Raw genomic sequence first — 23,294 nt, 5'->3', positions numbered from 1 at the left:
CCTGATATTCTTTTTCGATATGATAGCGCTTTCCATATTGCTTTGTCATTGTAGCATCAAGCGTTTTCATTCGTATAGCTTATGATCATAAGTTGAATAAACCCCATTTAGACCATTTCGTTCATTATGTTCACGATAAAAAATCCTCCTGCGTTATACGCAAGAGGATGCTTATTATTCTATGGCCTTCTTCTTATCCAGCATGCTGGCGCTCTTCCAGTTTCCCCAAATATAGTAGCCTGCTGACAGCAGAATCCCTGCGAAAAATCCGATCGGAAAGCTCCACCACAGCGCATCCAATCCGTACTGTCGGCCAAGATAATAGGCCAGCGGGACGCGGATACACCACAGCGCCAGGAATGTCGTAATCAACGGAATCATCACCGCCCCTGTTGAACGGACGACACCTGAAAGGACGAAGGTAATCCCGAACAGAATAAAAGCCCACAGTGTGATATGATTAATATTCATCCCTATAGCTATCGCAGCCTCGTCCTGAAGGAACAGCTGCAGCGCTTGCCGGTTGAATACATAAATGAGCGCCACCAGCATCCCCGTCATCATAAAATTAAGCAGTATCCCCAATAACGTCGTCTTGTGCACCCGATCCCACTTGCCGGCACCGATATTTTGCGCGGCGAAAGTGGATACCGCACTACCGATAGCCATAGCGGGCATTTGGATATAGGTAGACAGCTGCATGGCGGCGCCAAACGCCGCCGTAGCCACAGAACCGAAGCTGTTGACCAGATTGACAATGGCAATGGCGCTGGTGGAAACGAACATCAACTGAAGACCCATGGGAACTCCCTTCTTCACCAGCGATCCAAGGATTTGGCTGTCGAACCGCAAGTAATGCCGATCGGCCCCGGTCAACCGCAGAAAATGCTTTTTGCGGTACAGATAAATGAGCAATCCGCACAAGCTGACGAATTGAGCAATGACCGTGGCGGTCGCTGCGCCTGCTGTCTCCATACGGGGTATGGGACCTAACCCGAAAATAAAAAGCGGATTGAGCACGATATCCAGGAATACGGCAAGAAGTAAAAAATAGAATGGCGTTTTCGCATCCCCCGCCCCGCGTAATATCATCATGATGAAATTAAAGAAAAACATGAACGGGATACCGATAAAAATGATACGCAGGTAACCCAAGGCATAGGTCATCGCATCAACGGGAGTTTGCATCCACTCCAAAATCGAGGCGCTAAGTCCTACTCCTGCCATGGTGATCAGCAGAGCCATAGACAAAAAAAACAAGGCGCTGGTACCGACCACGCGTTTGGCCTGCACCTCATCACGGGCCCCTACGCTCTGTCCGATGAGAATGGTTGAGGCCATTCCGACGCCAAAGACTAAGCTCAAGAGGAAAAACATGATGTTGTTGGCGTTAGATGCAGCGGCAAAGGCGCTTTCGCCCAAAAATTTGCCAACCCAAATGGCATTGATCGTTCCGTTCAATGATTGAAGCACGTTTCCCATCAGCACCGGCATCGCGAACAACAGCAGGCTTTTGCCGATCGGACCTTCCGTCAAATTGGCTTCTACGGGCATCGCCTTAGACATGCTCTACCCCCTCCAAAGATAAAAAAGCTTCCGCCCGAAACCGTTTCGGCGAAGCTGCATTCGTATATGTTATGAAAGGAAGGCAGCTGTAATAGCTGCCTTTAAGCGTTTCATCTTGATATGATACTGTTAATATATAGTAAAAAGTAATGCGCGTAAATCCGGCTATGGTTGTGGTTTCGAATCCGGTACGGAGGCTGGAACGTCTTGGATGGCAGGAACGTTAGATTCCGTACGCTTCGTTAAGTGTTTGACCAAATTCTCCAAATCAATACCGCTTACGTTCTTCAGCATCTCCGGAGCGGTGGCCATCAGCTGCGTGACGTAGTTGCTGACGCGCGCCGCACCTTCGCCATTGCCTGTATCGACGACGGTGAGCTTGTCGATGGACTTCAACGGCTCCGCCACTTTTCCGGCAAGCTCCGGCAGCATCTTCACGATGATATCGAGTACGGCGGCTTCACCGAATTTCTCAAATGCCTGAGCAAGCTTCTCCTTCGCTTCCGCCTCGGCCAAACCGCGGAGCCGGATGACTTCCGCCTCAGCCGTACCTTTGGCCCGTTCGGCATCCGCCACAGCCAAACCTTCGAGCCGCTTCTGCTCAGCCATCGCCCGCGCTTCGGCTTCGATGCGGTATTGTCTCGCATCCGCTTCCGCCATTTGCTTGGCCTTTTCAGCTTCCGCAGCCTGAATCACTGCATAACGATCGGCATCCGCTTTTTTCTTCACTTCCGCATCATATTGCTTCTCGCGGCGCAAAATTTCTTTGCCTTCAAGATCAATTTCGCGTTCTTTACGAACAAGCTCGACTCGCATCTGCTCCTCGACAACGCTTTGTCTGGCGCGGGCTTCCTGGATATGGTAGGCTTGATCCGCTTCCGCGCGTGCCGTATCCTGCTCCTTTTTAAATGAAGCCACCTTCAGCTCTTTTTCCTTTGAAGCTTCGGCAATGTTCGTATCTCGCAGCAGCTCCGCTTTCTGCCCTTCTTCCTCGGCACGCGCCTTTTGAATCCTGGCATCCCGCAGGGCTTCCGCTTCGGCAATTTCCGCATCGCGTTTGACCGCGGCGATTCTGGGCTTCCCGAGCGCATCGAGATAACCGTGCTTATCCCGTAAATCCTTAATGGTAAAGGAAACGATCTGGAGGCCCATTTTTTTCAAATCCTTGGCTGCTACGCTTTGAACCTCCTGCGCGAATTTGTCGCGGTTGCGGTACACTTCTTCAACCGTCATCGAGCCCAGAATGGCCCGCAGGTGCCCTTCCAGCACTTCCTGCGCTTCCACCTTCAACGCTTCCGTCGGCTTGCCCAAGAACTGCTCCGCCGCTGTTGCCACATCTTCGACGGATCCGCCGATTTTGATAATGGCAACGCCGTCGGCCATGACTGGAACGCCCTGCTCCGTGTAAACCTCCGGGGTGGAGACGTCCAATTTGTGTGATAAGAGCGAAACAAATTCGGCTTGCTGAAATACCGGAAGGATGAAAGACCCGCCGCCGCGAACAATTTTAATTTTGCGTCCGGAATCGTCCGTCAATACATTTTTGCTGCCGAGGAACGATCCGGTGACGATCATCGCCTCATCCGGACTTACCGTTTTGTACCGGGCCCAGAACGCAAGCCCCAGTACGACGATCACACCGACAACAATGATTGGAATTGTCAGAAGTTCAGTTAATACCATTCCCTTCTCTCCTTTACAACTTGGGTTCGTCCAGACGGGTCACAAACAGCGTGCCGTCTTTCACTTCCACCGTCACTACTCTGGCACCCGCCTCAATCGAGTTACCGTCAAAGCTTTCCGCAATCTGATTCGTAACGCCTCCGCCCATCTGCATCACAACCTCCCCGCAGCCTTGGGCCGGAATCGGCACCGACACCTCCCCGATCCTTCCGACCAAATCCTGCATGGAGAAAGCCAACGAATTCTCGGTGTTTTGCATTGGCTTGACGTATAAGAAAAAGATCAATGTCCCAGACAGAACGGCGGCCAGCAGAGATAGGAACAACACTGCAGCAGCTGCCAAAGGGGAATACTTCGTAAGCAAAATGCCCGAGCCACCGAGTACCGTCAAACCGCTAAACAGCACCATCGGTTGCAAGTAATGCAGCACGTCGCCGGACATCCAATCGAACATCCCGTCTATCGCGCTGCTCAGCAGGTCGCCGAACACAACCGTCACTAGCGCAAATAATACACCGGTAATAAGCAGTCCCCAATACAGCTCCAACATGATGCTCCCTCCAAACTTCAAACAAATGTGCACAATCAGTAATACGCAGCATACATCTACAAAGTTGCATTTTTACCTCATAAATCCAAAAATATGAACAAAATGCGACATGCCCCCGAAATCGCAAATCACGGGTTGAACCGGATCGGACGCAACGCCGCCTATAAGAGCGGTTGGGTGCTCTAAATAAGCGCAAAAAGGATCAAAGATGAGGTTGCCCGGCCCGGGAACACCGCTTGGTCAATGCAAACTGGAAACCGCTGGTCAAATCGGTTACTATGATAAGGGAACTGCTGTACATACCCTTAATTACAGGTAGGCGAGGTGTTTGTTGTGGAAGAAGTCGTTGTGATCGGGGCGGGTCCTTGCGGCTTATCCGCCGCTGTTGAGCTGCAGAGAATCGGTCTGAATCCGCTCGTTATTGAGAAAGAATGCGTTGTGCATTCGATTTATTTATACCCCACTTATATGCAATTTTTCAGTACGCCGGAGCTGCTTGAAATCGGAGGGTATCCTTTCTCCACTCCGAATGACAAACCCTACCGGTTGGAAGCATTAAACTATTACCGGAACGTGGCCCAACGCAGTGAGCTGCGCATCCGCTCGTATGAGACGGTAACGGGAATCACCCGTCAAGCCGACGGCACCTTCGAGCTGACCGTACAGAACAAATTCGGCGCATCTGACAAAGTACAGACCCGTTATGTTGTCGTGGCCACCGGGTACTTCGATTCTCCGAATATGCTGGGAATTCCAGGCGAGGATTTGCCCCATGTCTCGCATTATTTCAGAGAAGCCCATCCTTATACCGGTACCCGGGTAGCCGTCATCGGCGGAAGCAACTCCGCGATCGACGCGGCCATGGAGCTGCTTCGCGCAGGAGCAAGCGTGACGGTCATTTACCGCGGGGAAACGTATTCCTCCGTCATTAAGCCTTGGGTTCTGCCCTTATTCGAAAGTATGGTAAGCAAAGGCAAAATCCGGATGATGTTCCGTTCACGTGTAACGCACATTACGGAGACGACGATCACTGTGGTAACGGACGGGCAGGAGCAAACGCTGGACAATGACTTTGTGCTGGCCCTAACCGGCTTTCGGCCGGATCGAGGCCTGCTGACCAAAGCAGGCGCCGAATTAAACATGGAGGCGGGCGGCGTGCCGAAGCACGACCCGGACACGATGGAGACGACGGTACCTGGCCTGTACATTGCAGGAGTAGCGGCTTCCGGCTCCAATGCCAATGAAGTGTTCATCGAAACCGGACGTCTGCACGGCGGACGCATTGCCGCTCATATCGCTTCAAAGAAACAAACCTGAACATTGGAATCATTCCAAAGGTCGCCCCGGGCTTTAAGGACAGGCGGCCTTTTTTCCTTGCACTTATTTAAAAATAAGATCTTTTTCCCGCTGCGTCAGACGGCGTCCGGCGATATCGACAACCAGCTTTCCCCCCGACAATCCCCAAATCCTGGTGGCAAACTTCTCTGCGAGCTCAACTTGATGAAGGCTGCAGAAGACGAGAATCTTGTTTTTGCGGCAGATCGTCCGCAGATCCTCCAGTACGCGGCTTGCCGCCTCGGGGTCCAGCCCGGACACCGGCTCATCTGCAAAGATCACCCTTGCCCCTTTAATCAACGCTTTACAAATGGCTACCCGCTGCTTCTCCCCGCCGCTCAGCTTTTCAACAGGCTCGTGGGCTTTGTCAAGCAGTCCCACGCGATCCAAATAATCCATCGCTTCCATATGATCGTCTTCCGATACCGTATTGGTGAGAAAGCGCCACCATGATTTTTTGAACAGCAGCGCGGAAAGCACATTTTTAACAGCCGATTTTTTTTCATTTAAGCCCGGTTTTTCCTCCAGATATACCCACTGCTTGCGCAGCTGAAATTTCTCCCAGGCATTCAAACCGGTAATATCTTTACCATCATAAATATATTGGCCTTCATCCCATTTTTCCTTCAGCATCAGACACCGGAAAAAAGTGGTTTTGCCGCTTCCGCTGGCACCAAGCAGGGCGATCAAATCGCCTTCGTCCGCCTGAAAGCTGATACGCTGCAGTACGCGGTGATCGGGTGGGAAGGTTTTGCTCAAACTTCGTACAATGATCATCCGTCCGATTCTCCTTTACTCACATGAATCTCTAATACTATACCATGATCCCCGGCCCGAAAACCACCGCGCCTTCATTCAAGCTTCAGCCAGCCTTAAGTAATAGATGAAATCCGTGGAAGCGCCGGACACACTCCAATGCCGCATCATCGATGCGATATTGCCTAAGTGATATGTACCATGATTCGATAAATGCTGGACGACTTCAAGAATCGAATTGGAGAATACTTCACCCTTTGAATTGGAATAAGTGATCCTGTCCCCGGCACTTACTCTCTGCAAAAATAGGCTGTAATCCGCCCGAAGCCGATCAAACCGCTGCTTCAGCTCTTCGATGGATGGCTGTTCGCTCCTTTCCATCGGATAAGGAATCTGCCGAAGTCGGGATAACCACAAACCGTCGACATCCGCCAAATGAGCCAGTGTTTCTCCAATCGTAGGAAATACACCGGGAACCGGCGTATACAGCACGTCCTCTTCCATTTGTTTTAAATACGCAAGCCAGGCATCGATCGCCCAAAAATGATAATCGATCAGCTTGCATGGCCAGTCATTATTCATTCCTCTCAGCCTCCCTGACCTTTATCATAATCCATTCACGGAATATAATAAATCCTGAAAAAACGGGAAAAAGCCGCCCGCAGTTCGGACAGCTTTAGATTCATTCGGCGAACGGCTTTTTACTATTGAGGATTCGTTTCCTTTGGGACCTCATTCAGACTGGGCGGATGAGTGGCCGCTTTGACCGGCTCTACGATCGCACCCTCTTGCGTAAATTTATTTTCTCTGAAATCAGGATTGTTTCTCTTATTGGCTTTCTTGTTTTCCATGTCCCGCATCACCTCCCATTTTAAGGTTATGATTTCATAATAATACTTTTTTATGCATATTTTGTTATTTGTCATAAAAATTTAACAAAGTTTTCGACAAAAAATTACAATTTTCACGCTAACCTCGTATTATAATACTCTAAGGAATAGCAGTATCTATCAATTATAGGATGTGATAGGACATTCATGGAAGAAGCTGAATTGAAACGCCGCATGGAACGAATGCAGCGCCAGCTTTATGTGCTGGTCGAGAAGACGGGAAGCTTTGTAGACCCCAAGGTCGTCGAGCTTAGCCAACAGATCGATTGCCTCGTTCTATCTATCCAACTCTTACGAATGAAGGACAAACTCCAATAAATCCGAGGCCGTTGAATGAAATCAATGAGCCTCTTTATTGTGCTTCGGCTTGATAAATATTACATGATATGTTATATTAAAAACAAGGAAAATCAAGGGTTTAAGCAATATACGCACCTTGTACCCCCTGCTTGATGTACTCTCTTGATGCACCACTCAATTGATAATAAAGGAGCGATGCACCATGAATTATGATGCTCATCAACAACCGCAGGAGAAAAAGATTTCCGTTGAACTGACTTTGAATGAAGCTCTGGCTCTTACCGGCGTCCGATTCCGGGATAATCATAAGCTCGAGGTCAACGCCATGGCCAAGATCAAAAGACAGCTCGAAGAGCAAATCATCGACAGCCGCAGAAATGTTCAGTAATCGGCTTTGAAATGAAATCGTTAACAAGATCCCGATGCAAGCCCTTTGCATCAGGATCTTTTTGTTTTATTCCGCCCTCTTCATATATAATGGATTCACACTAGGGAATCAGTAAAGGAGCGACATCGTTTATGAAGCAGCAAATCGCGTCGGTCATCGACCGTTATAGTGAATCGTTTACCAGCCTGTCCAAATATATCGGAGAGCAACCGGAGCTCGGAAACGAGGAATGGGAAGCCTCGTCCCGGCTCAAGGAAGCACTGCGTGAGCATGGCTTCGAGATCCAATCTCCGGTCCTCGATCTCCCCACCGCCTTTATCGGCACGTACGTATCAGTCAAACCGGGCCCCACAATCGCTTTTCTGTGTGAATACGATGCGCTGCCAGAGCTTGGGCATGCTTGCGGGCATCACTTGATTGCCATGATGGGACTGGCCGCGGCTGTCGGCTTAAAAGAGGTAATTGACGAGATCGGCGGCACGATCCGCGTCTATGGGACACCCGCAGAAGAAACGAAAGGCGCAAAGGTTCCCATGGCTGCCGCCGGGTTGTTCGATGATGTCGATATCGCCATGATGGCGCACCCTTATCATACATATGAGAAATCCGGCAGCTCGCTCGCCATGGACGCGATTCAATTCGAATACTTCGGTAAATCCGCTCATGCCGCGGCAAGTCCTTATGAAGGCATTAACGCGCTCGATGCGATTCTGCTGTTGTTTCAATCGATTGGGGCATTGCGTCAGCAGCTGCGAAGCCACGCCCGCATCCATGGCATCATTACCGAAGGGGGCAAGGCTCCGAATATTATTCCGGACTATGCGGCTGCACAATTTTACATCCGGTCCGCAAACCGCCCCTATACCGATGAAGTGGTACAGAAGGTGCTTCGCTGTGCCGAAGGAGCCGCCCTTCAAACCGGATGTACGATGAAATGGTCCAACTATGAATTTTCATATGATGAATTAATCACAAACCGCGTATTATCCGACCTGTTTACGAAAAATTTAACATCGATGGGCATTGCCGAGGACATGATCGAAACCGGCAAGGATCACGGTTCGCTTGACCTGGGCAATGTATCGCGCCATTGTCCGACCATTCATCCTTATGTGAAGGTAGTGGATGAACGCCACATGCTGCATACGAAAGAATTTCGCGATCTGGCGATGCTCCCGCGTGCCTTCGAGGGCATGCTGCTGGCTGCCAAGGTGCTGGCTTTTACCGCATATGATGTGATCGTCAATCCCGACCTGCTCCGTTCCATCCGGGAAGAATTTGAACGCAGCATTCGCAGCGGACACCAGGTGAGCTGACGGATTCATCATGAAACAAGAAAGAGGCAGATGAGCAGCTCCATTCACTCATTTGCCTCTGTTTATGCGTTTAAATTCAAAATTCATAACACTTTTCTCAGGAATTCCTTCGTCCGCGGATGCTGTGGATTCGCGAATACTTCCACAGGCTTGCCCTGCTCGACGATTTTGCCGCCGTCCATAAAGATCAACCGTGTGCCAACCTCTCGGGCAAAGCCCATTTCGTGGGTGACGACAACCATGGTCATTCCCTCGGCAGCCAGCTCTTTCATAACATCGAGCACCTCGCCCACCATCTCCGGATCAAGCGCAGACGTAGGTTCGTCAAACAGCATTACCTTGGGGGACATGGCAAGCGCCCTGGCGATGGCAATCCGCTGCTTTTGACCGCCGGATAGCTGTCCCGGATAGCTGTCCGCTTTATCGGTTAAACCGATTCGCCTCAACAGCTCCCGTGCGACCTTGTTCACTTCATCATTGCTCATCTTCTTCAGCTTTCGCGGAGCTAACGTAATGTTTTCCAGCACCGTCATATTCGGAAACAGGTTAAACTGCTGGAATACCATGCCCATCCGCTGACGCAACAGATTGATATCATGCTTGCTGCGGAACAGCGAGGTGCCTTCGAATTCAATATCTCCGCTGGTCGGCTGTTCCAGCAAGTTCAAACAGCGTAAGAACGTGCTTTTGCCCGACCCGCTGGGGCCGATGACAACGACAACTTCGCCTTGGCCGATGTCGATATCGATACCGTTCAACACCCTGTTATTCCCGAAAGCCTTATGCAAATCCGTTACTTTAATCAGAGGTCCTCAGCCTCCTTTCAGCTAGTCCGAGCAGCTTGGACAACACAAAGGTCATCATAAAATAAACGATCGAAACAACGATTAACGGCTCAAACGGCTGGAACGTGTTGCCCTTCACTGTATCTGCGCTGTACATCAGTTCAGCCACCCCGATGACGGATACGATGGAAGAGTCTTTGATAATGGTAATGAATTCGTTGCCAAGCGCAGGCAGCACATTGCGGAACGCCTGGGGCAAAATAATATAGCGCATGGCCATCGCATGAGGCATCCCAAGCGAGCGGGCCGCCTCCATCTGACCTTTGTCAATCGCCTGAATCCCTGCACGAAACGTCTCCGCCACATAGGCGGCGCTGTTAAACGACAGGGCAAGGATGCATGCCGCCACGTCGGGAAAGGCCGACCCCAGCCAAGGAAGCTCGGGAAACTTGATTCCCAGCTTGGGCAAACCGTAATAAAACAAAAGCACCTGCACCAGCAGCGGCGTCCCGCGGATAAATTCAATATAGGACACGGAAAAAATCTTCAGCGGATAAATACGCGACATGCGCATGAGCGCGAGGCCAATACCGAGAATGACCCCGAAAATGACGGTAAAAAAGGACAATATCAATGTCATTTTGGCCCCGTTAATAAAAAACATATAGTACGTCGGCAAAAATGAAAAATCCATCCGTTCCCCTCCTTTTATTTATGTACGGCCTAAAACCGAACAAAAACCCGCCGGAAAACGCTCCGCTCAGGTTTTTGTCCGATCATTTTCATAGACCAGGCCGAATTACTGTGCTTCCACCAGCTCATTCGCTTCGGCAACCATCTTATCAATCGATTTATCCTGAATCAGCCTGTCCAACGTTTGGTTCATCGCTTCCACAAGGTCGGATCTGCCCTTCTTGACGGCAATCGCAGAACCGCTGTCCTCAGAAGCCAGCTTGATATCCGAGATGACCAAATCCTTGTTCTTCGTCAGGTAAGCCTCAGCAACAGGCAGTTCCACTACAAGAGCATCAATTTTTTTGTTTTTCAATTCCATCATCAGGTCGGAAATTTTGCCAAGCGGCTTCACTTCAGAGCCCGGCATCTGTTCTTTCACGATCTTTTCCTGAGTCGCGCCTTTCTGGGCCCCCACTTTCATCCCCTTCAAGGATTCAATCGTATTGAATCGATCTTTATCCTCTGCACGAACGACAACCTTTTGGACAGCCGTATAATATATTTTGGTAAAATCAACAGCATTCATGCGCTCAGGAGACGGCGTCATCCCCGAAATCACAAAATCCACATTACCGGCTTGCAGCGCTGCCAGCAGTCCTTCGAATTTCATGTCTCTGATCTCCAGCTCAACTCCCAGATCCTTCGCAATCTCTTTGGCTATTTCGATGTCAAAGCCGACAATCTCATCTTTTTTGTTAATCTCTTTATGAAATTCGTAAGGAGGATAATCGGCGCTGGTACCGACCACGATTTTGCCGGCTTGCTTAATTTTCTCCAACGTTGATTGTGTTTGCTGCGCGTTTTGGGATGAATGGTCTCCTCCGCCTGTTTGTTCCGTCGTCGCAGCAGGCTTTGTCCCGCAGGCAGTGATGATCAGCAGCAAGCTCATCAGCATAAGTGCAATCGCCTTATATTTTGACATTGGTCAATTCTCCTTTCTCATTAACTTCAACATTATATAATAGAGATTCCAGTTTTACAACATATCGAATGTTGATAATAGGATGTGTTATTATGGAATTTACCCATAATCAATTGGAATACTATGGGATTTTATTCCTGTTCAAAATATAGATAAAGCGGTATTCCCCTTTTTCGGGAAATACCGCTTCTGATTTTCGTTTTATTCGGTTTTCGCATCATCCAGTTGAAAGATCTCGGCCACCGATTTCTTCAGCTTCTCATGAACCACGACTTCCGGACGGATGGCTTGAATGCGCGCCTCGGCATCATCCACCGAGTCGCTGAGTCCGAGGGCAAGAAGGGTGCCGATGGCTACGCTTCCGGCTCTGCTGCGTCCCGCCGCACAGTGAAACGCCACTTTTTTCCCCGCCTCGGCTTCCTTTACGATCGTATCAATGGCTTGTTTAAGAAACTTTTCCTGTCCCTCTTCTTTATCCACCAACGGGATATGGATTCTTACTACGCCTTCCTTATCCAGCTGCGCGTCGGGCGATTCTGCCCTCAGGTCGACAATGACCTCGCATTTTTCCTCTTCTATGAACGACTGCACATCCTGCTCTCCGCCGATGAATATTTTGTTATCCACCAAGGCCTGGTACGATTTTTTCGATTTTTCCGCCACAACCGCCACTCCCCTCACCTGATTTACTATGACTAAGTTTATCAAAGCATGCACAAATACACAATTTTTTTAACTACAGCACAGATACACTATCAGGAGGTGGTCGCTATGTATTCGTACAAAAAAAGTATAAAAGCAAGACGATCAAGGGAAAGCTCCGTGTGTGCCATGATTTGAGAGCCAATAAGGAGCTGAAGCCTCTGGTTCCCCAGACCTTGCCCTTGTCACCGAAGAACCTGGAATGCAGGAAGCGGGAATTGATTTTGCCTATGACTCCAAACAGCGCTTATGGGTGCTGGAGGTGAATTCAAACCACCCCCAATTTCATCCTTTAAAAAAACTCGATCCCGCAGCTTATCGCCGGATGGTCGCTTATCCAGAAGCTACGGCAGACGCGACGATTAGGATGCTTGCATCGGATAAATCAAATCTCCCAATCGTTCCATTCGTTCTTGCGTTTATCGATCTGGAGCAGCCAATCCCGTGTTTTATGAATGACTTGCTCCTTCGCCTGACCGCCGCTGAAGGTATGATCCGCCTGAAAAATAACTTCTTTATCGCATTGTCCCTGACTGCGGAGCCAGAACAGCTTTTGGTATAAGAAGCAGTAATCGACCGGAATTACTTCGTCTGCAGTACCGTGGACAAGGAACACATCGCCGCTGAATTTACGCAGTTGCTCGAACGGTTGATGCTTGGCCAGCGATTCGAAGAATATAGGCTTCAGCGAGTAACCGAGGTAATCGGTTGAACCGTGCTTTACCGCTTCTTCGTATGCCTTTTTACCGGTTATGCCTACAATGTCATTAAAAGGATAAGCAACGGGAGCCCAAAGAACAAGCGTTTTGACCCTTTTGTCCCGGGCAGCGGTCAGTATGGCGACGGCTCCACCCAGGCTATGCCCCAGAAGAATCACCTTTTGAGGATCTACGCAATCGATATCGAGCGCATAGTCAAGGACGGAGCGCGTTTGATCGATCATCGCATCGAGCCCGCCACTTCCATAATCGCCTGTGCTTTCACCGCAGCCGCCGTAGTCGAATCGGAGCACCATATATCCGTTTCGCGCATATTCCCTGGCCGCAAGCACGAATAACCGGTCTACTCCAATCCTGCTTCCGACAAAACCGTGAGCGATAATAATGATAGGGTACTTCTCATTTATAGAATTGCCGTTCCTATTCCCCGATACCGGGTAGTGAAGCGTTGCCGCGAGCTCCTGTTCCCCGCTTTGTATCGTAATATGATGTTCCATGATGACTTCCGCTCCTTTTACAAATCTCCTAAAATATATTATTCCGATGTTTTTAGTATGTTTTATCGCTATAATAGCACCCTGCCCGATATACTGTCAAACGAAAAAAACTCTGCCTTTGCGGACAGAGAAGTTTTCATGCTATTTGAGTAAAAGTTATTGCTGCTTCGCATTCACAGGTGTGCAGTCGCCGCAGTATCCCAATATTTCAAACCGGTGATTGAGCACTTGAAAATCAGTCGGTACGCCATCCATCTGCTTCATTGGACAAAATTCAAAGGGAATCGTCCTCTCGCAGCTGATGCATATGAGATGATGATGGTGATGCGACTCGCATCTGGCGCGGAACTTCAATCCGTCGTTCAAATAAATTTGCTCCAGCACTCCCATCTCGGTTAACAGCCGGAGGTTGCGGTACACCGTATCAAAGCTCACTCCAGGATACTGCTGTCTCATATACTCATAGACATCCTTGGGAGCCAAATAACCTCTCGATTCGGCAAACAGACCGGCAAGACTTTTCCGCTGATCGGTAATGCGCCAGCCCTTTGCCGACATTGCCTTTAAGATTTCTTCAATTGTCGTTTCCGTGTCATGCTCATGAATGGCCATAGCTACCTCTCCGTTTTGCGCCTGGATACTATTAATAATGCCTGAATACGCGCCGTGAGTCAAGATTCATCGGTTTTCGAGCGCGGTTAACTGCTCTGCCAGAGCGGTTTTGTCGAAATGCTCGCCAATGAACACGGCAACGTTCGGAACGTTTTCTTTTGGCGCGATTTTGATAAAATCCATCTCGCGGTACGCATACTGAAACAGGAATGGACTGGCCGTATCGGTAAACCATAGAACCCCTTTGCCCCGATAAATGTTGCGCGGCAGCCGGCCGACAAGCTCCTCAAAGCGTTCGCTGTCAATCGGCCGGGTAAAATAATGGGTATATACCATGACATGGTCATGGCTGTGATGGTGAGGCGGAGACCCTTCATGCCCGCAGACGGGGTCATGGCCGTGATTTCCTTCACACCGGCAGGCCTGGGTCTCTTTATACCGATCCTTCACTCCGCCGTCCGGATGATCCAGCACAGTTAGATCCATCTCGCAGCGTACGGTCGGGATGATCGGAGCCACAGGGTTCAGCTCTCTAATGACGGCTTCCAGGCGCAAAAGCTCGGAAGGAGGAATGAGATCCGTTTTGTTCAAAATAACGCTTGTTGCGCAGCGAATTTGGTCGGCCATCAGCCGGTAGGTCCTTCCAGCCGGATTGATCGATCGTTCTGCAAGCTGGGCGGCGTCAACCACCGTAATCACCGATTGGAGCGCAACCTCCGTCAGCATGGAGGCATCCGTAATTCCGTCGAGCATTTCCATCGGGTTGGCCGCTCCGGTACTCTCCACGAATACGACATCCGGCTTATGGTCCTGAATCAACTGTTTAAGCTCCATTCCCAAATCCCCGCGAATTGTACAGCAGATACAACCGCCAAGCATCTCCGTCATAGGCACTTCCTCATCGACCATCATGCCGTCCAGATTGACATCCCCGAGCTCGTTCATCAGCACCGCCGGCTTTTTGCCGTTGAGCTTGAAGTAATCCAATGCCCGGGTAAGCAGCGTCGTCTTGCCGCTTCCAAGAAATCCGGTCAATATATGCACAGAAACAGGCTGCTTCATTATCTTCACTCTGCCTTCGTTCTTGGTTTCGTTTCAAGGGTACATTGTACTCCCGCTGTCTTATACTGTCAATTTTACAACGTTAGTTTGGTTGTCCCGCCCATTCCGACCCGCTTCATTTATCCCTCCTTTTTTATTCTAAATTGGAAACCGTACGCATAGAAGCGTACAATATAAGAAAAAAGGCGAGCGGAGAAAGAGGTGCAGTGAGGCATGCTTATCCGTACATATGATCCCCGAAAAAAATCTCAACCCCCCTCTGCCATCCATCAGTTGCAGCCCAGCATCCAAATTGATCCAACGTTTGCTTATTATCTGGACAGATCCGAGGATAGCGTCGCGGCAGAGCTGGAGCTGGCCGGATTCCGGGCCGTACGTTATTTTGTAACGAACGAAACCCAGGTCAATGGACGCCTTATTGCCGCTTTGCGCAATCGGGGCCTGGAGGTGTGGGCCATGGTGCTTGGCAACGGAGCCTATGGAACCGGACACCTGCCCCCGGGTTGGAAGGATTGGCAGATGACGCTGCTGAAAAAAATAGATGACGGATTCCACCGGTTCTCCCTGTTCAGCCACCAGTATTTAGCTTGGAAAAAAAACGCCGTTTCCCGTCTCATCAGCCGGCATCCTTTCACCGGCTTCGAGGTGGCGGAACCCTATTTTCCGGAATGGAACGGTCTGGACAGCGGGGTTTACGGGGATGTCGGTCCTTTGGCCAGAGCCGCGTTCAAGAGGTTCAGCGGAGCTGAAATGCCTGACTTTCGTTACCCGGGCTCCCCCGCCTATTATAAAACCGACCGTGCCCGTTACCTGCTGTGGATGGAGTTTCGTGTACAGGCGGTCAACGGCTTCCTGAACGAGCTCATCAACGGCGCAGGCGGGGTGCGGGAAACCAATCCCGGGATACGGATAGCGACATGGTCCCTTGCTGTAAATGCGGGGGACGATTCCGTTCCAGCCCTTAGAGAATACCAGGGCATTGACGCCGCCGCTATGATCCGCACAGTGCGTCCGGACGTGCATATCCTTCAAACCCATTGGCCCGATTGGATGCGCGAACGGCTGAAGCCCGACTATATAAAGCATTACAAACCGTTTATGGACCATATCCGGGCTTCTCATGGTTCCATCCCGATCGGTGTGCAAACCGATATCGGTTCGCTTCGCCGGATGCGGCGCAGCCGTGCCTGGATGGAGCGTTTTGCGGCGGCCGCCGGAGCTCACGGGTATCAATTCTGGACCGCATACGAATACAGTATCGGGCTTCCGATGTATGAGGACAAACCTCAGCCGGTTCGCGCCCATCGTCCCGAACAAAGCATCGTCGTGCTGGAATTCAACAAACGCGTGGACGTACGGACGGCCTCCTGCGGCCAGCATTACCGTTATGTGAGCCATGGAAGCGAACCGGCAATCCCCGTGCGCGTGAACCAAGTCGACGGGCATCGGGTCGTTCTTTCTTCAGAGCAGTTCCCTGTCGAATCGTTTGAACTGCATATCACCGGGATCCGGGATACCCCCGAGCTATGGCTGCTCAAGAATGAGGCGGGCAATCAAACGCCGCAAGGGTGCCGGATCAAGATTCCCCGCTGCATTTGATCATTGGTCATTTGTTCCGTTTGGAGTTACAATGAAATCAACGTCTCCTGCTTTGGCTAGACCGGCCTTGAACGAATCGGCGGAGACCCTATGTTCCGATGGGAGTGAAATGATAATGATCATCGATCCTTGGAAAGAAGAACGCGCCAACGCGGTAACCCACGGAATCGGAGCCGTCCTCAGCGTGGCGGCCCTTGTCCTGCTGCTGATCCATTCTTTACGCAATGGCAGCGTATGGCACATCGTCAGCTTTACCGTTTTCGGCGTTTCGCTGATTTTGCTTTACGTCTCCTCTACTTTGCTGCACAGCGCCCGCCAAGAGCGGTGGATCGACATCTTCTCGATCATGGACCACGCCGCCATATTCGTGCTGATTGCCGGCACGTATACCCCATTCCTGCTCGTGACGCTGCGTGGTCCGCTGGGTTGGAGCTTATTCGGGATCGTTTGGGGATTAGCACTCGCCGGGATTATTTTCAAGCTGTTTTTTGTCAAACGCTTCATTCTGCTCTCCACTCTATTTTATATCGCGATGGGCTGGCTTGTGATGTTCGCGTTTGGTCCGCTGCAAGAAGAGCTTGCTCAGGCGGGAATAGTTTGGCTCGTTGCAGGGGGCTTGCTGTATACGCTGGGTACCATCTTTTATTTATGGAGAAAAATCCGCTATCATCATGCGATCTGGCATATATTCGTACTGGCCGGCAGCATCTGTCATTTCGTTACCGTTTATTTCTATGTTCTGCCCGAATAACAACAAACAGACCGGGAGGCCCGATCAGGCACTCTCCGGTCTGTTTGCATATCACTTCACTTTATCTGTTGCGGAGCTGCTTGAATTGGAAATATAAAAAACAGCCGACACAGAACCCGCAGATCGCGACAAATGCCGCCGCGGCTACCATTCCCGCAAAAAGATAGCCTACCCAACTGCCGGGCATCAGCCAGAAAGAAACCACAGACAAGGTCAATAATATCACGGCAATCGAATTGTTGAACCGCTGCAGCTCCGCGGCTTCTGTCTGAGCTCCGGCAATACGGCCGTGCAGCAGCGGCGCCGCCAGCTGTACAATCAGGTTTGCGCGTACGCCCTGCCATAAGCCGATCACTTGTATCGCCCATAACGCAGCGATTAGAAAGGGCTGTTGAAATATAATGGCGAGAACAACAAGTAAAACAATCCCCGTTTGATTCGCACGAACATAAGGAATAGGAATTTCTTTCATCTTGACCGATCCACCTTTCGTCTAACTGATTATGGAGTCACTTCAATTCAAAAGACACTTTCTGCTGCTCTTTGTTCCAAACCAGCGCTGCCTCGAACATTCGATCTCCTTTTTTAAATCCTTTCAGCGAAGCCGTTTTCCCCGTCTTCAAAAATCTCTTGATTTGAGTTTCAGAAATGGTTTTGCCGAGCACCTTCTTGGAAAAGGAAAAATTACACTGGGGATAGGCCGAGCAGCCAAACAAACTTTTCTTGTCCACAACAGGCTTCTGGCATTTAGGGCACGGACCCAGGCCTTCGGAATCGGCTTCCGTATGTTTTAACGGTTTGCCTTCTTCTAATTGCTGAGCCGTAAAGGTCCAGGTTCTCGCGTTTTCCAGAGCGTCTTGCACGATCTTTTGAGATAATTTTCTGACCTGCTCCATGAACGATTGGGGCGAAGCTTTGCCCTGTCCTATATCGTGGAGACGCTGCTCCCATTTCGCCGTCATTTCTGCTGAAGCGAGTATACTGTCACCAAGGGCCTCAACCAGCATCATACCTTTGTTTGTGGCATAAACCAAGTTTTTTTTAACTTCAATGTAGTTTCGTTCCTTCAGCACGGATATAATGCCTGCCCGGGTGGCTTCCGTCCCCAGACCTTCCGTTCGTTCAAGTACCTTTTCGAGCTCCGAATCTTCGAGATGCTTGCCTGCCGTTTTCATTAAAGTAATTAATTGACCTTCAGTATATCGTTTAGGCGCTTGTGTTTTACCCTCTTTCACCATCAGTTCTTCTACTGCTCCGGTATCCCCTTCGACCAGCGGAGGCAGGACTTCAAGTTCAGATTCTTCCCCCGAGTCATGTTCATACAGCACCGTTCGCCACCCTTCTTGAACAATTTGCCTCCCCTTCGTCAAGAACGTTTCCTGCCCGCCGACTAAAGTAGTTAGACGGGAATAATCGATAATCGCCTTATCATAATGGGCCGCGATGAGTCGTTTGACAATTAATTCATACAAGTTGCGCTCATCGTCCTTTAATCGGCTGGGCTGCGGAATGACCTCAGTAGGAATAATAGCATAGTGATCGCTGACCTTGGCGGCATTTACAAAGCGCTTATGATTGGCAATCGATTGTACAGGAAGCGGAAAATAGCTTTTGAACGAATCCAGCCGGCTTAGCCTGGCAAGTATATCAGGAAACTGCTTGGCCTCTTCCGGCGTTACATAGGCGGAATCCGACCGTGGATACGATATAAATCCATCCAAATACAACTGCTGCAATGCGTTTAAAGTTTTCTGAGGGGAATACTTGTATATTTGATTAGCCGCAGCCTGCAGAGATGACAAATTAAAGAACTGCGGCGGCTGAAATTCTTTTCGTTCTTTCACGAGATCAACGACACGGGCCTCTTTGCCCTTACAAAACTGTCTGACCAATTCCGCTTCTTCTTTAGTTGTAAACCTCGACTGCTCGCCTTTGAACCACGTTCCGTCATAACGTGCATCTTTCGTAACAAACTTGGCTTTCAGTTCCCAGAACGGTTCAGGCTTAAAGTTTCGAATTTCCTTCTCGCGCGCAACGATAAGAGCAAGTGTAGGGCTTTGTACACGCCCGGTGGAGAAAACCTCCCTGATGCCCCTCCGCTGAAACAGCAACGAGTATACCCTCGATCCGTTCATTCCGACAAGCCAATCCGCACAAGAGCGGCTTAGCGCTTCGTAGTATAACGGCCGGGTGGCTTCTTCACTCTTTAAGTTCATAAACCCCTGCTCTACCGCCTTCGGGGTCAATGAAGAGATCCACAGCCGTTTCATCGGCTTCTTGACGCCGCTTAATTGAACCGCAATACGGACGATATATTCCCCTTCCCTGCCGGCGTCCCCGGCATGAACGATTTCTTTAACATCCGGTCGAAGAAGCAGGCTTTTGATCACTTGAAATTGTTTGGCTTTGGAAGGAGCTACCCGATGCTTGAACTTCTCGGGGATGATCGGCAAAGAAGAGATGCTCCATCTTTTAAGGCCGGGATCATATGCTTCAGGAGGAACCAACTCACAGACATGACCGACAGCCCAAGTTACAAGCGCACCTTCGGGAAAAAACGGATTCGGGAATATTTCGATAAAGCCCTGCTGTTTTTTATGTTTAAAGGGTGAGGCCAGTTTGGCCCCTTGATCCGGTTTTTCGGCGATGATTAATTTCAATGAAGTTACAGCTCCTTGTATCGAACGTACAACTTATTATATCAAGAAAATTGAAAATTTGACTAACAAATAAAATAAATCATCAAGAACGGTTTATGTTGGATTTGAGCTCGCCGCTAGGCGTAAACAACACAAGTTTTTGTAATAGCGTATCCTTGGACATAAACAAGTAAGTGGGGACATGCTTTTTCATGTTTTTAAACGGATTCGTCACCGATAACAGATAGATCGGCATCAAACTAATCCATTTTAACCATTTGTACCCTGTGCTGGATATGGGAAATGCTTCAAAATTCAATTTATCGTATCCCCGATTTAACATGGTAATCCCGATCAGCCCTTTGATATCATGGCATTTCGGATGGCTTCTAACATACAAGGCAAGGTCGGGCAGCGATCTTTCAATGCTCCGGTAAAGAAATCTTGCTTTTTGCAGTTCATTCCTCAAGGCCAGCATGTTCTTTAACAGAACAACATTATGTAAATGAATTTTCAGCAAGAGATCGCCCTTTTGAATCGTCGTTCCGTCGGCCAAAGATACCGGTCTGCCTTTGTACAACGTAAGTCGCACTCGAAACGCGCTGCTTTTCCGGTCGCCCCCGCCAATATATCTTAACCGGGTACAGGCATAATAGATGGGATCAAGAATATCCCAAACGGTCAGGGCTATTGACTTTAACCTCATGTCCTTATCCCCTTTGGAATGTTTTAATGGATATGGTTATTTTGTCTTGTGAAAAGGAATTTCATTGGTGGAAAAAATCAGTTTCTGCTTATACATGCTGCTCCGGATTAAGAAAACCTCTCACAAGGCCATTCATGAATGAGCGATCGCAGTGGTTACACATCTAAAATCAAACCCGCTCTTATTTGTACGTCGGCTTCCAATAAAACACGGGCTTCCCTTAATCCGGAACAAACGTTTCCAAGCTTATGCTGTTCTTGAGATATAATGGGAAATCTCGATAAAGATCGGCCTCACTTTCTTCAATGATTCCGGCAATTCGATTCAGGTTTACCTTCCCGTCTATTCCTTGTCCATGAGGTATGTTGAAAGTCATCACCTTCATCTTCATCTCCATCTGTCGGTCTCCTCGCGAACCTCATACAACCATGTATGTCAAAGGCCATGATGTAGTATCCTATTTACCGTATTATCCCCAGTTTGTATTTCGCATATTGCCGTTACTGATGGAGGAAATGAAGGATGAAAAAAATATTGGTTATGCCCTTTCTTTCGATATCTACCGGCCATCACCAGGTTGCAGAAGCTTTAATAGATCATATTCACGGAGTAATGCCTTCTGTCCAATGCAAAAAAGTGGATATTCTTCAATACAGCTATGGGAGGATGGAATCTGCCGTATCACAAATTTACATAAAATGGATTCATTCGTTCCCGAATTTCTACAACTGGATATACAGAATGTCGGTATACCAACCGACGCGGCAACCGCAGCGTTACCGTATCTACGAGTGGCTTTTTCAGTATTTTGTTGAAAAGCTGGTTCGCGAGGAACAGCCTCATATGATCATTTGTACCCATGCTTTACCTTCTTATATTCTCAATCGTCTAAAGACCCGTCGTATAATCTCCGTACCGGTTATTAATGTATATACCGATTTTTTTATCAATAATCTGTGGGGATGCGGCAATATCGATTACCATTTCGTTCCCAACAAGGACCTAAAACAGTCGCTCGTGCAAAAAGGTGTCCCTGAGGAACGGATTTTTGTTACCGGTATACCGATTCACCCGAAAATTACTGAGAATCAAGAAAAATCGGTGTTCTCTTCCCAAATGACCGTATTAATTTCCGGCGGCAGCCTTGGTGCTGGCGTCATTCCTTCCCTTGTTCGTCAAATTGGAAAAAAGGGAAATATCCACTATAAAGTATTATGCGGTAAAAATAAGCATTTGCACGAATATCTGATAAATTTAAAGCATCCCCGTATTACTCCCTTACCCTATATCACATCAAGAGAAGAGATGGATGAATTGTACAATCAAATCGATGGCATCATTACCAAGCCGGGCGGAGTAACGGTCAGTGAATGCCTTTATAAAAGAATACCTATTTTTGTTTACCATGCGCTGCCTGGACAAGAAAAAATCAATCTGCAAAGCTTAAAGCAGCAAGGGCTTATTGTCCAGGCCGACCATTGGAAGCACGAGGCGAGTATGGAAGAACAATTGGGAAGTATATTAAGCTCCCGGGAACAATGTGATGGATTGCGCCGAAATGCAGATCATTATTACGATACAATTACGAATAGAAATATCTCGTTGTTATTGCAAAGCATATGCCAACTTCATTAGGGCATACAGCTAATTTCGAACTGGAACGGTATAATGTGCCCCTCACTCCGCCGCGCAAATGATGGCTGTCATGGGAATGGACGACCTGCGCAATCTTGTTCCATGTCGGGTAAATGATATGATACTCGCACAGGGACTAAAAAAGTACAAACTCCGGTCGCTATACTGCTGTCGGAGTTTGTACTTTTTCAATAGCCTGTAGAGATAGGTGATGAAATGTGATTTCCGGCCTGCTGCCAACCCGGATATTTAACCCTGTTTGCCCCAATCCTTCACTGATATAAAACGCTTTGCCCCGATAACGCTGCAAGCCTTTTACCATATTCATGCGAACCAGACGTCCCATCTTAATCAAATGGTAAGGCTTCGGCCACCAAATCTGGCCTCCATGAAAATGACCGGCCAGCAAATAATCAAAGTTATATTTCTCCATTATTAATACAATATTAGGGTCGTGCGTCAAAACCAACCGAAACCCCTGATTTACCTTCCGAAAGGACTGATCTAAATTACTTCTCTCCGTGCTGAAGTCGTCGATTCCGATAATGTGGACAGGTCTGCCGTCTACGTACAAAAGATCATTTTCATTTTGTAAAACTTGACACCCGTTATCCTCCAACACCTTCCGCAGCTTATCGAAATCATGATGCTTCAACACGTAATCATGATTGCCGAAAACAGCATAAATTCCATATTTCGGCTTCATTTTGTGCAAAACCTTTAAATATTCGGACAGCTTCGGAATACTTTTTACTTTGTCCAAATAATCCCCGGTCAATGCAATCAAATCCGGCTGGTCTCCGGATAATAGATCCGATAACCGGTCAGGCGATACCGAAATGTTCTCCATGTGCAAGTCCGAAAGATGCAGTACTTTCAAAATTTCATTACGAGAGATGTTCTTGTTTTCCGGCAACCGGATATGAGTCAGCTCTACCTGTTTCGTATTTTTATGTGCTTTATATAATAAACAGATGATCACTGCTATGATCAAAACCAACATGATATACCATTCCATTTCGAAACCCCCTTTTCTATATCTAACAGTATACCTGAATCCGTGACAAACTTAAGTCCACTCCGCCAGAGAGGGCAGTATATGGAAAAAAGTAATCGGAAATCCCCCCATCAGCTAAAGATTCGTGA

Annotated in this window: 25 protein-coding genes and 1 pseudogene; 8 read left to right on the top strand and 18 right to left on the bottom strand. The window is 48.8% G+C overall.

All coding sequences use genetic code 11. The features are described from left to right. Positions 1–174: 174 nt before the first annotated feature. The 3 genes from BLT35_RS21430 to BLT35_RS21420 form a co-directional block, all read right to left on the bottom strand. The gene (locus tag BLT35_RS21430; RefSeq protein WP_074729697.1) at positions 175–1,566 is read right to left on the bottom strand and encodes an MATE family efflux transporter; all 1,392 of its coding nucleotides are present in this window, start codon (positions 1,564–1,566) and stop codon (positions 175–177) included. 165 nt (positions 1,567–1,731) lie between these two features. Next, positions 1,732–3,249 (bottom strand): flotillin lipid rafts scaffold protein FloT, encoded by a 1,518-nt coding sequence (floT, locus tag BLT35_RS21425; RefSeq protein WP_074729696.1) that lies wholly within the window; start codon positions 3,247–3,249, stop codon positions 1,732–1,734. 13 nt (positions 3,250–3,262) lie between these two features. Next, entirely contained in the window at positions 3,263–3,799 is a 537-nt protein-coding gene (locus BLT35_RS21420; protein WP_062408635.1) for an NfeD family protein, read from the bottom strand. A gap of 333 nt (positions 3,800–4,132) precedes the next feature. Here BLT35_RS21420 and BLT35_RS21415 point away from each other — a divergent pair, with 333 nt between their 5' ends. Beyond that, complete coding sequence (locus BLT35_RS21415; RefSeq protein ID WP_074729704.1) at positions 4,133–5,116, top strand: YpdA family putative bacillithiol disulfide reductase; 984 nt, start codon at positions 4,133–4,135, stop codon at positions 5,114–5,116. 63 nt (positions 5,117–5,179) lie between these two features. Here BLT35_RS21415 and BLT35_RS21410 read toward each other — a convergent pair whose 3' ends face one another. From BLT35_RS21410 to BLT35_RS27160, 3 genes are all read right to left on the bottom strand, one after another. Continuing rightward, positions 5,180–5,911: a phosphonate ABC transporter ATP-binding protein gene (locus tag BLT35_RS21410; RefSeq protein WP_062408636.1), complete on the bottom strand. Its 732-nt coding sequence runs from the start codon at positions 5,909–5,911 to the stop codon at positions 5,180–5,182. A 78-nt stretch (positions 5,912–5,989) separates the two neighbouring features. Next, complete coding sequence (locus BLT35_RS21405; protein WP_074729695.1) at positions 5,990–6,472, bottom strand: DinB family protein; 483 nt, start codon at positions 6,470–6,472, stop codon at positions 5,990–5,992. 122 nt (positions 6,473–6,594) lie between these two features. Next, entirely contained in the window at positions 6,595–6,741 is a 147-nt protein-coding gene (locus BLT35_RS27160) for a hypothetical protein (protein ID WP_175472029.1), read from the bottom strand. A 201-nt stretch (positions 6,742–6,942) separates the two neighbouring features. Between BLT35_RS27160 and BLT35_RS21400 the strand changes: the two genes are divergently transcribed. From BLT35_RS21400 to BLT35_RS21390, 3 genes are all read left to right on the top strand, one after another. Next, complete coding sequence (locus BLT35_RS21400; protein WP_249929428.1) at positions 6,943–7,098, top strand: aspartyl-phosphate phosphatase Spo0E family protein; 156 nt, start codon at positions 6,943–6,945, stop codon at positions 7,096–7,098. Between the two features lie 184 nt (positions 7,099–7,282). Next, positions 7,283–7,468 (top strand): hypothetical protein, encoded by a 186-nt coding sequence (locus BLT35_RS21395; protein WP_054818404.1) that lies wholly within the window; start codon positions 7,283–7,285, stop codon positions 7,466–7,468. 131 nt (positions 7,469–7,599) lie between these two features. Then, a complete protein-coding gene (locus tag BLT35_RS21390; protein ID WP_074729693.1) occupies positions 7,600–8,784 on the top strand; it encodes a M20 family metallopeptidase in 1,185 nt (394 codons plus the stop codon). Between the two features lie 83 nt (positions 8,785–8,867). On the opposite strand, the gene BLT35_RS21385 is transcribed toward BLT35_RS21390, so the two are convergent. The 4 genes from BLT35_RS21385 to BLT35_RS21370 all read right to left on the bottom strand — a co-directional run bounded on the left by BLT35_RS21385 (position 8,868) and on the right by BLT35_RS21370 (position 11,889). After that, positions 8,868–9,590 carry an amino acid ABC transporter ATP-binding protein gene (locus tag BLT35_RS21385; protein WP_074729692.1) on the bottom strand — a complete coding sequence of 241 codons (723 nt, stop codon included), beginning with the start codon at positions 9,588–9,590 and terminating at the stop codon, positions 8,868–8,870. Beyond that, entirely contained in the window at positions 9,583–10,263 is a 681-nt protein-coding gene (locus tag BLT35_RS21380) for an amino acid ABC transporter permease (RefSeq protein ID WP_054818401.1), read from the bottom strand. The genes BLT35_RS21385 and BLT35_RS21380 overlap by 8 nt, the downstream gene beginning before the upstream one ends. Positions 10,264–10,368: 105 nt before the next feature. Beyond that, on the bottom strand, positions 10,369–11,226 hold the full coding sequence (locus BLT35_RS21375; protein ID WP_074729691.1) for a transporter substrate-binding domain-containing protein: 858 nt from the start codon (positions 11,224–11,226) through the stop codon (positions 10,369–10,371). A gap of 201 nt (positions 11,227–11,427) precedes the next feature. Next, entirely contained in the window at positions 11,428–11,889 is a 462-nt protein-coding gene (locus BLT35_RS21370; RefSeq protein WP_074729690.1) for a protein-tyrosine phosphatase family protein, read from the bottom strand. Positions 11,890–12,130: 241 nt separating this feature from the next. Here BLT35_RS21370 and BLT35_RS27970 point away from each other — a divergent pair. Then, positions 12,131–12,205 (top strand): annotated as a pseudogene (locus BLT35_RS27970) (hypothetical protein); the annotation flags it as partial. Between the two features lie 108 nt (positions 12,206–12,313). Here BLT35_RS27970 and BLT35_RS21365 read toward each other — a convergent pair. From BLT35_RS21365 to BLT35_RS21355, 3 genes are all read right to left on the bottom strand, one after another. Continuing rightward, the gene (locus BLT35_RS21365; protein WP_062408641.1) at positions 12,314–13,144 is read right to left on the bottom strand and encodes an alpha/beta hydrolase family protein; all 831 of its coding nucleotides are present in this window, start codon (positions 13,142–13,144) and stop codon (positions 12,314–12,316) included. Between the two features lie 156 nt (positions 13,145–13,300). Further along, positions 13,301–13,756 carry a Fur family transcriptional regulator gene (locus BLT35_RS21360; RefSeq protein WP_054818399.1) on the bottom strand — a complete coding sequence of 152 codons (456 nt, stop codon included), beginning with the start codon at positions 13,754–13,756 and terminating at the stop codon, positions 13,301–13,303. A 66-nt stretch (positions 13,757–13,822) separates the two neighbouring features. Then, a complete protein-coding gene (locus BLT35_RS21355) occupies positions 13,823–14,818 on the bottom strand; it encodes a CobW family GTP-binding protein (protein WP_074729689.1) in 996 nt (331 codons plus the stop codon). A gap of 273 nt (positions 14,819–15,091) precedes the next feature. Here BLT35_RS21355 and BLT35_RS21350 point away from each other — a divergent pair, with 273 nt between their 5' ends. Together BLT35_RS21350 and trhA are read left to right on the top strand one after the other, a co-directional pair. Then, positions 15,092–16,417 (top strand): N-acyl-D-glucosamine 2-epimerase, encoded by a 1,326-nt coding sequence (locus BLT35_RS21350; protein WP_254777636.1) that lies wholly within the window; start codon positions 15,092–15,094, stop codon positions 16,415–16,417. A gap of 115 nt (positions 16,418–16,532) precedes the next feature. Continuing rightward, the gene (gene trhA, locus BLT35_RS21345; protein WP_054818397.1) at positions 16,533–17,168 is read left to right on the top strand and encodes a PAQR family membrane homeostasis protein TrhA; all 636 of its coding nucleotides are present in this window, start codon (positions 16,533–16,535) and stop codon (positions 17,166–17,168) included. A gap of 61 nt (positions 17,169–17,229) precedes the next feature. Here trhA and BLT35_RS21340 read toward each other — a convergent pair whose 3' ends face one another. The 4 genes from BLT35_RS21340 to BLT35_RS27155 form a co-directional block, all read right to left on the bottom strand. Beyond that, positions 17,230–17,640 carry a DUF4395 domain-containing protein gene (locus BLT35_RS21340; RefSeq protein ID WP_062408644.1) on the bottom strand — a complete coding sequence of 137 codons (411 nt, stop codon included), beginning with the start codon at positions 17,638–17,640 and terminating at the stop codon, positions 17,230–17,232. Between the two features lie 37 nt (positions 17,641–17,677). Next, a complete protein-coding gene (locus BLT35_RS21335; protein ID WP_062408645.1) occupies positions 17,678–19,828 on the bottom strand; it encodes a DNA topoisomerase III in 2,151 nt (716 codons plus the stop codon). Between the two features lie 82 nt (positions 19,829–19,910). Next, positions 19,911–20,513 carry a YkoP family protein gene (locus tag BLT35_RS21330; protein WP_062408646.1) on the bottom strand — a complete coding sequence of 201 codons (603 nt, stop codon included), beginning with the start codon at positions 20,511–20,513 and terminating at the stop codon, positions 19,911–19,913. Between the two features lie 220 nt (positions 20,514–20,733). Then, entirely contained in the window at positions 20,734–20,910 is a 177-nt protein-coding gene (locus BLT35_RS27155) for an endonuclease/exonuclease/phosphatase family protein (RefSeq protein WP_175472028.1), read from the bottom strand. Positions 20,911–21,035: 125 nt separating this feature from the next. On the opposite strand from BLT35_RS27155, the gene BLT35_RS21325 reads away from it, so the two are divergent. Continuing rightward, the gene (locus BLT35_RS21325) at positions 21,036–22,148 is read left to right on the top strand and encodes an MGDG synthase family glycosyltransferase (protein ID WP_062408647.1); all 1,113 of its coding nucleotides are present in this window, start codon (positions 21,036–21,038) and stop codon (positions 22,146–22,148) included. 160 nt (positions 22,149–22,308) lie between these two features. On the opposite strand, the gene BLT35_RS21320 is transcribed toward BLT35_RS21325, so the two are convergent. Further along, positions 22,309–23,166 (bottom strand): metallophosphoesterase, encoded by an 858-nt coding sequence (locus tag BLT35_RS21320; protein WP_054818393.1) that lies wholly within the window; start codon positions 23,164–23,166, stop codon positions 22,309–22,311. Positions 23,167–23,294 lie beyond the last annotated feature (128 nt).

Source organism: Paenibacillus naphthalenovorans, assembly GCF_900099895.1.
In the GTDB taxonomy this organism is placed as follows: domain Bacteria; phylum Bacillota; class Bacilli; order Paenibacillales; family NBRC-103111; genus Paenibacillus_G; species Paenibacillus_G naphthalenovorans.
This window is presented reverse-complemented; position numbering and strand designations above follow the sequence as displayed.

Excerpts from the sequence above, each read along its gene's own strand:
- trhA (WP_054818397.1), top strand. The coding sequence starts at position 16,533 with ATGATCATCGATCCTTGGAAAGAAGAACGCGCCAACGCGGTAACCCAC.
- BLT35_RS21355 (WP_074729689.1), bottom strand. The coding sequence starts at position 14,818 with ATGAAGCAGCCTGTTTCTGTGCATATATTGACCGGATTTCTTGGAAGC.
- BLT35_RS27155 (WP_175472028.1), bottom strand. The coding sequence starts at position 20,910 with ATGGAGATGAAGATGAAGGTGATGACTTTCAACATACCTCATGGACAA.
- BLT35_RS21340 (WP_062408644.1), bottom strand. The coding sequence starts at position 17,640 with ATGAAAGAAATTCCTATTCCTTATGTTCGTGCGAATCAAACGGGGATT.
- BLT35_RS21410 (WP_062408636.1), bottom strand. The coding sequence starts at position 5,911 with ATGATCATTGTACGAAGTTTGAGCAAAACCTTCCCACCCGATCACCGC.
- BLT35_RS21420 (WP_062408635.1), bottom strand. The coding sequence starts at position 3,799 with ATGTTGGAGCTGTATTGGGGACTGCTTATTACCGGTGTATTATTTGCG.
- BLT35_RS27160 (WP_175472029.1), bottom strand. The coding sequence starts at position 6,741 with ATGGAAAACAAGAAAGCCAATAAGAGAAACAATCCTGATTTCAGAGAA.
- BLT35_RS21375 (WP_074729691.1), bottom strand. The coding sequence starts at position 11,226 with ATGTCAAAATATAAGGCGATTGCACTTATGCTGATGAGCTTGCTGCTG.
- BLT35_RS21330 (WP_062408646.1), bottom strand. The coding sequence starts at position 20,513 with ATGAGGTTAAAGTCAATAGCCCTGACCGTTTGGGATATTCTTGATCCC.
- BLT35_RS21360 (WP_054818399.1), bottom strand. The coding sequence starts at position 13,756 with ATGGCCATTCATGAGCATGACACGGAAACGACAATTGAAGAAATCTTA.
- BLT35_RS21430 (WP_074729697.1), bottom strand. The coding sequence starts at position 1,566 with ATGTCTAAGGCGATGCCCGTAGAAGCCAATTTGACGGAAGGTCCGATC.
- BLT35_RS21395 (WP_054818404.1), top strand. The coding sequence starts at position 7,283 with ATGAATTATGATGCTCATCAACAACCGCAGGAGAAAAAGATTTCCGTT.
- BLT35_RS21320 (WP_054818393.1), bottom strand. The coding sequence starts at position 23,166 with ATGGAATGGTATATCATGTTGGTTTTGATCATAGCAGTGATCATCTGT.
- BLT35_RS21365 (WP_062408641.1), bottom strand. The coding sequence starts at position 13,144 with ATGGAACATCATATTACGATACAAAGCGGGGAACAGGAGCTCGCGGCA.
- BLT35_RS21380 (WP_054818401.1), bottom strand. The coding sequence starts at position 10,263 with ATGGATTTTTCATTTTTGCCGACGTACTATATGTTTTTTATTAACGGG.
- BLT35_RS21405 (WP_074729695.1), bottom strand. The coding sequence starts at position 6,472 with ATGAATAATGACTGGCCATGCAAGCTGATCGATTATCATTTTTGGGCG.
- BLT35_RS21390 (WP_074729693.1), top strand. The coding sequence starts at position 7,600 with ATGAAGCAGCAAATCGCGTCGGTCATCGACCGTTATAGTGAATCGTTT.
- floT (WP_074729696.1), bottom strand. The coding sequence starts at position 3,249 with ATGGTATTAACTGAACTTCTGACAATTCCAATCATTGTTGTCGGTGTG.
- BLT35_RS21325 (WP_062408647.1), top strand. The coding sequence starts at position 21,036 with ATGAAAAAAATATTGGTTATGCCCTTTCTTTCGATATCTACCGGCCAT.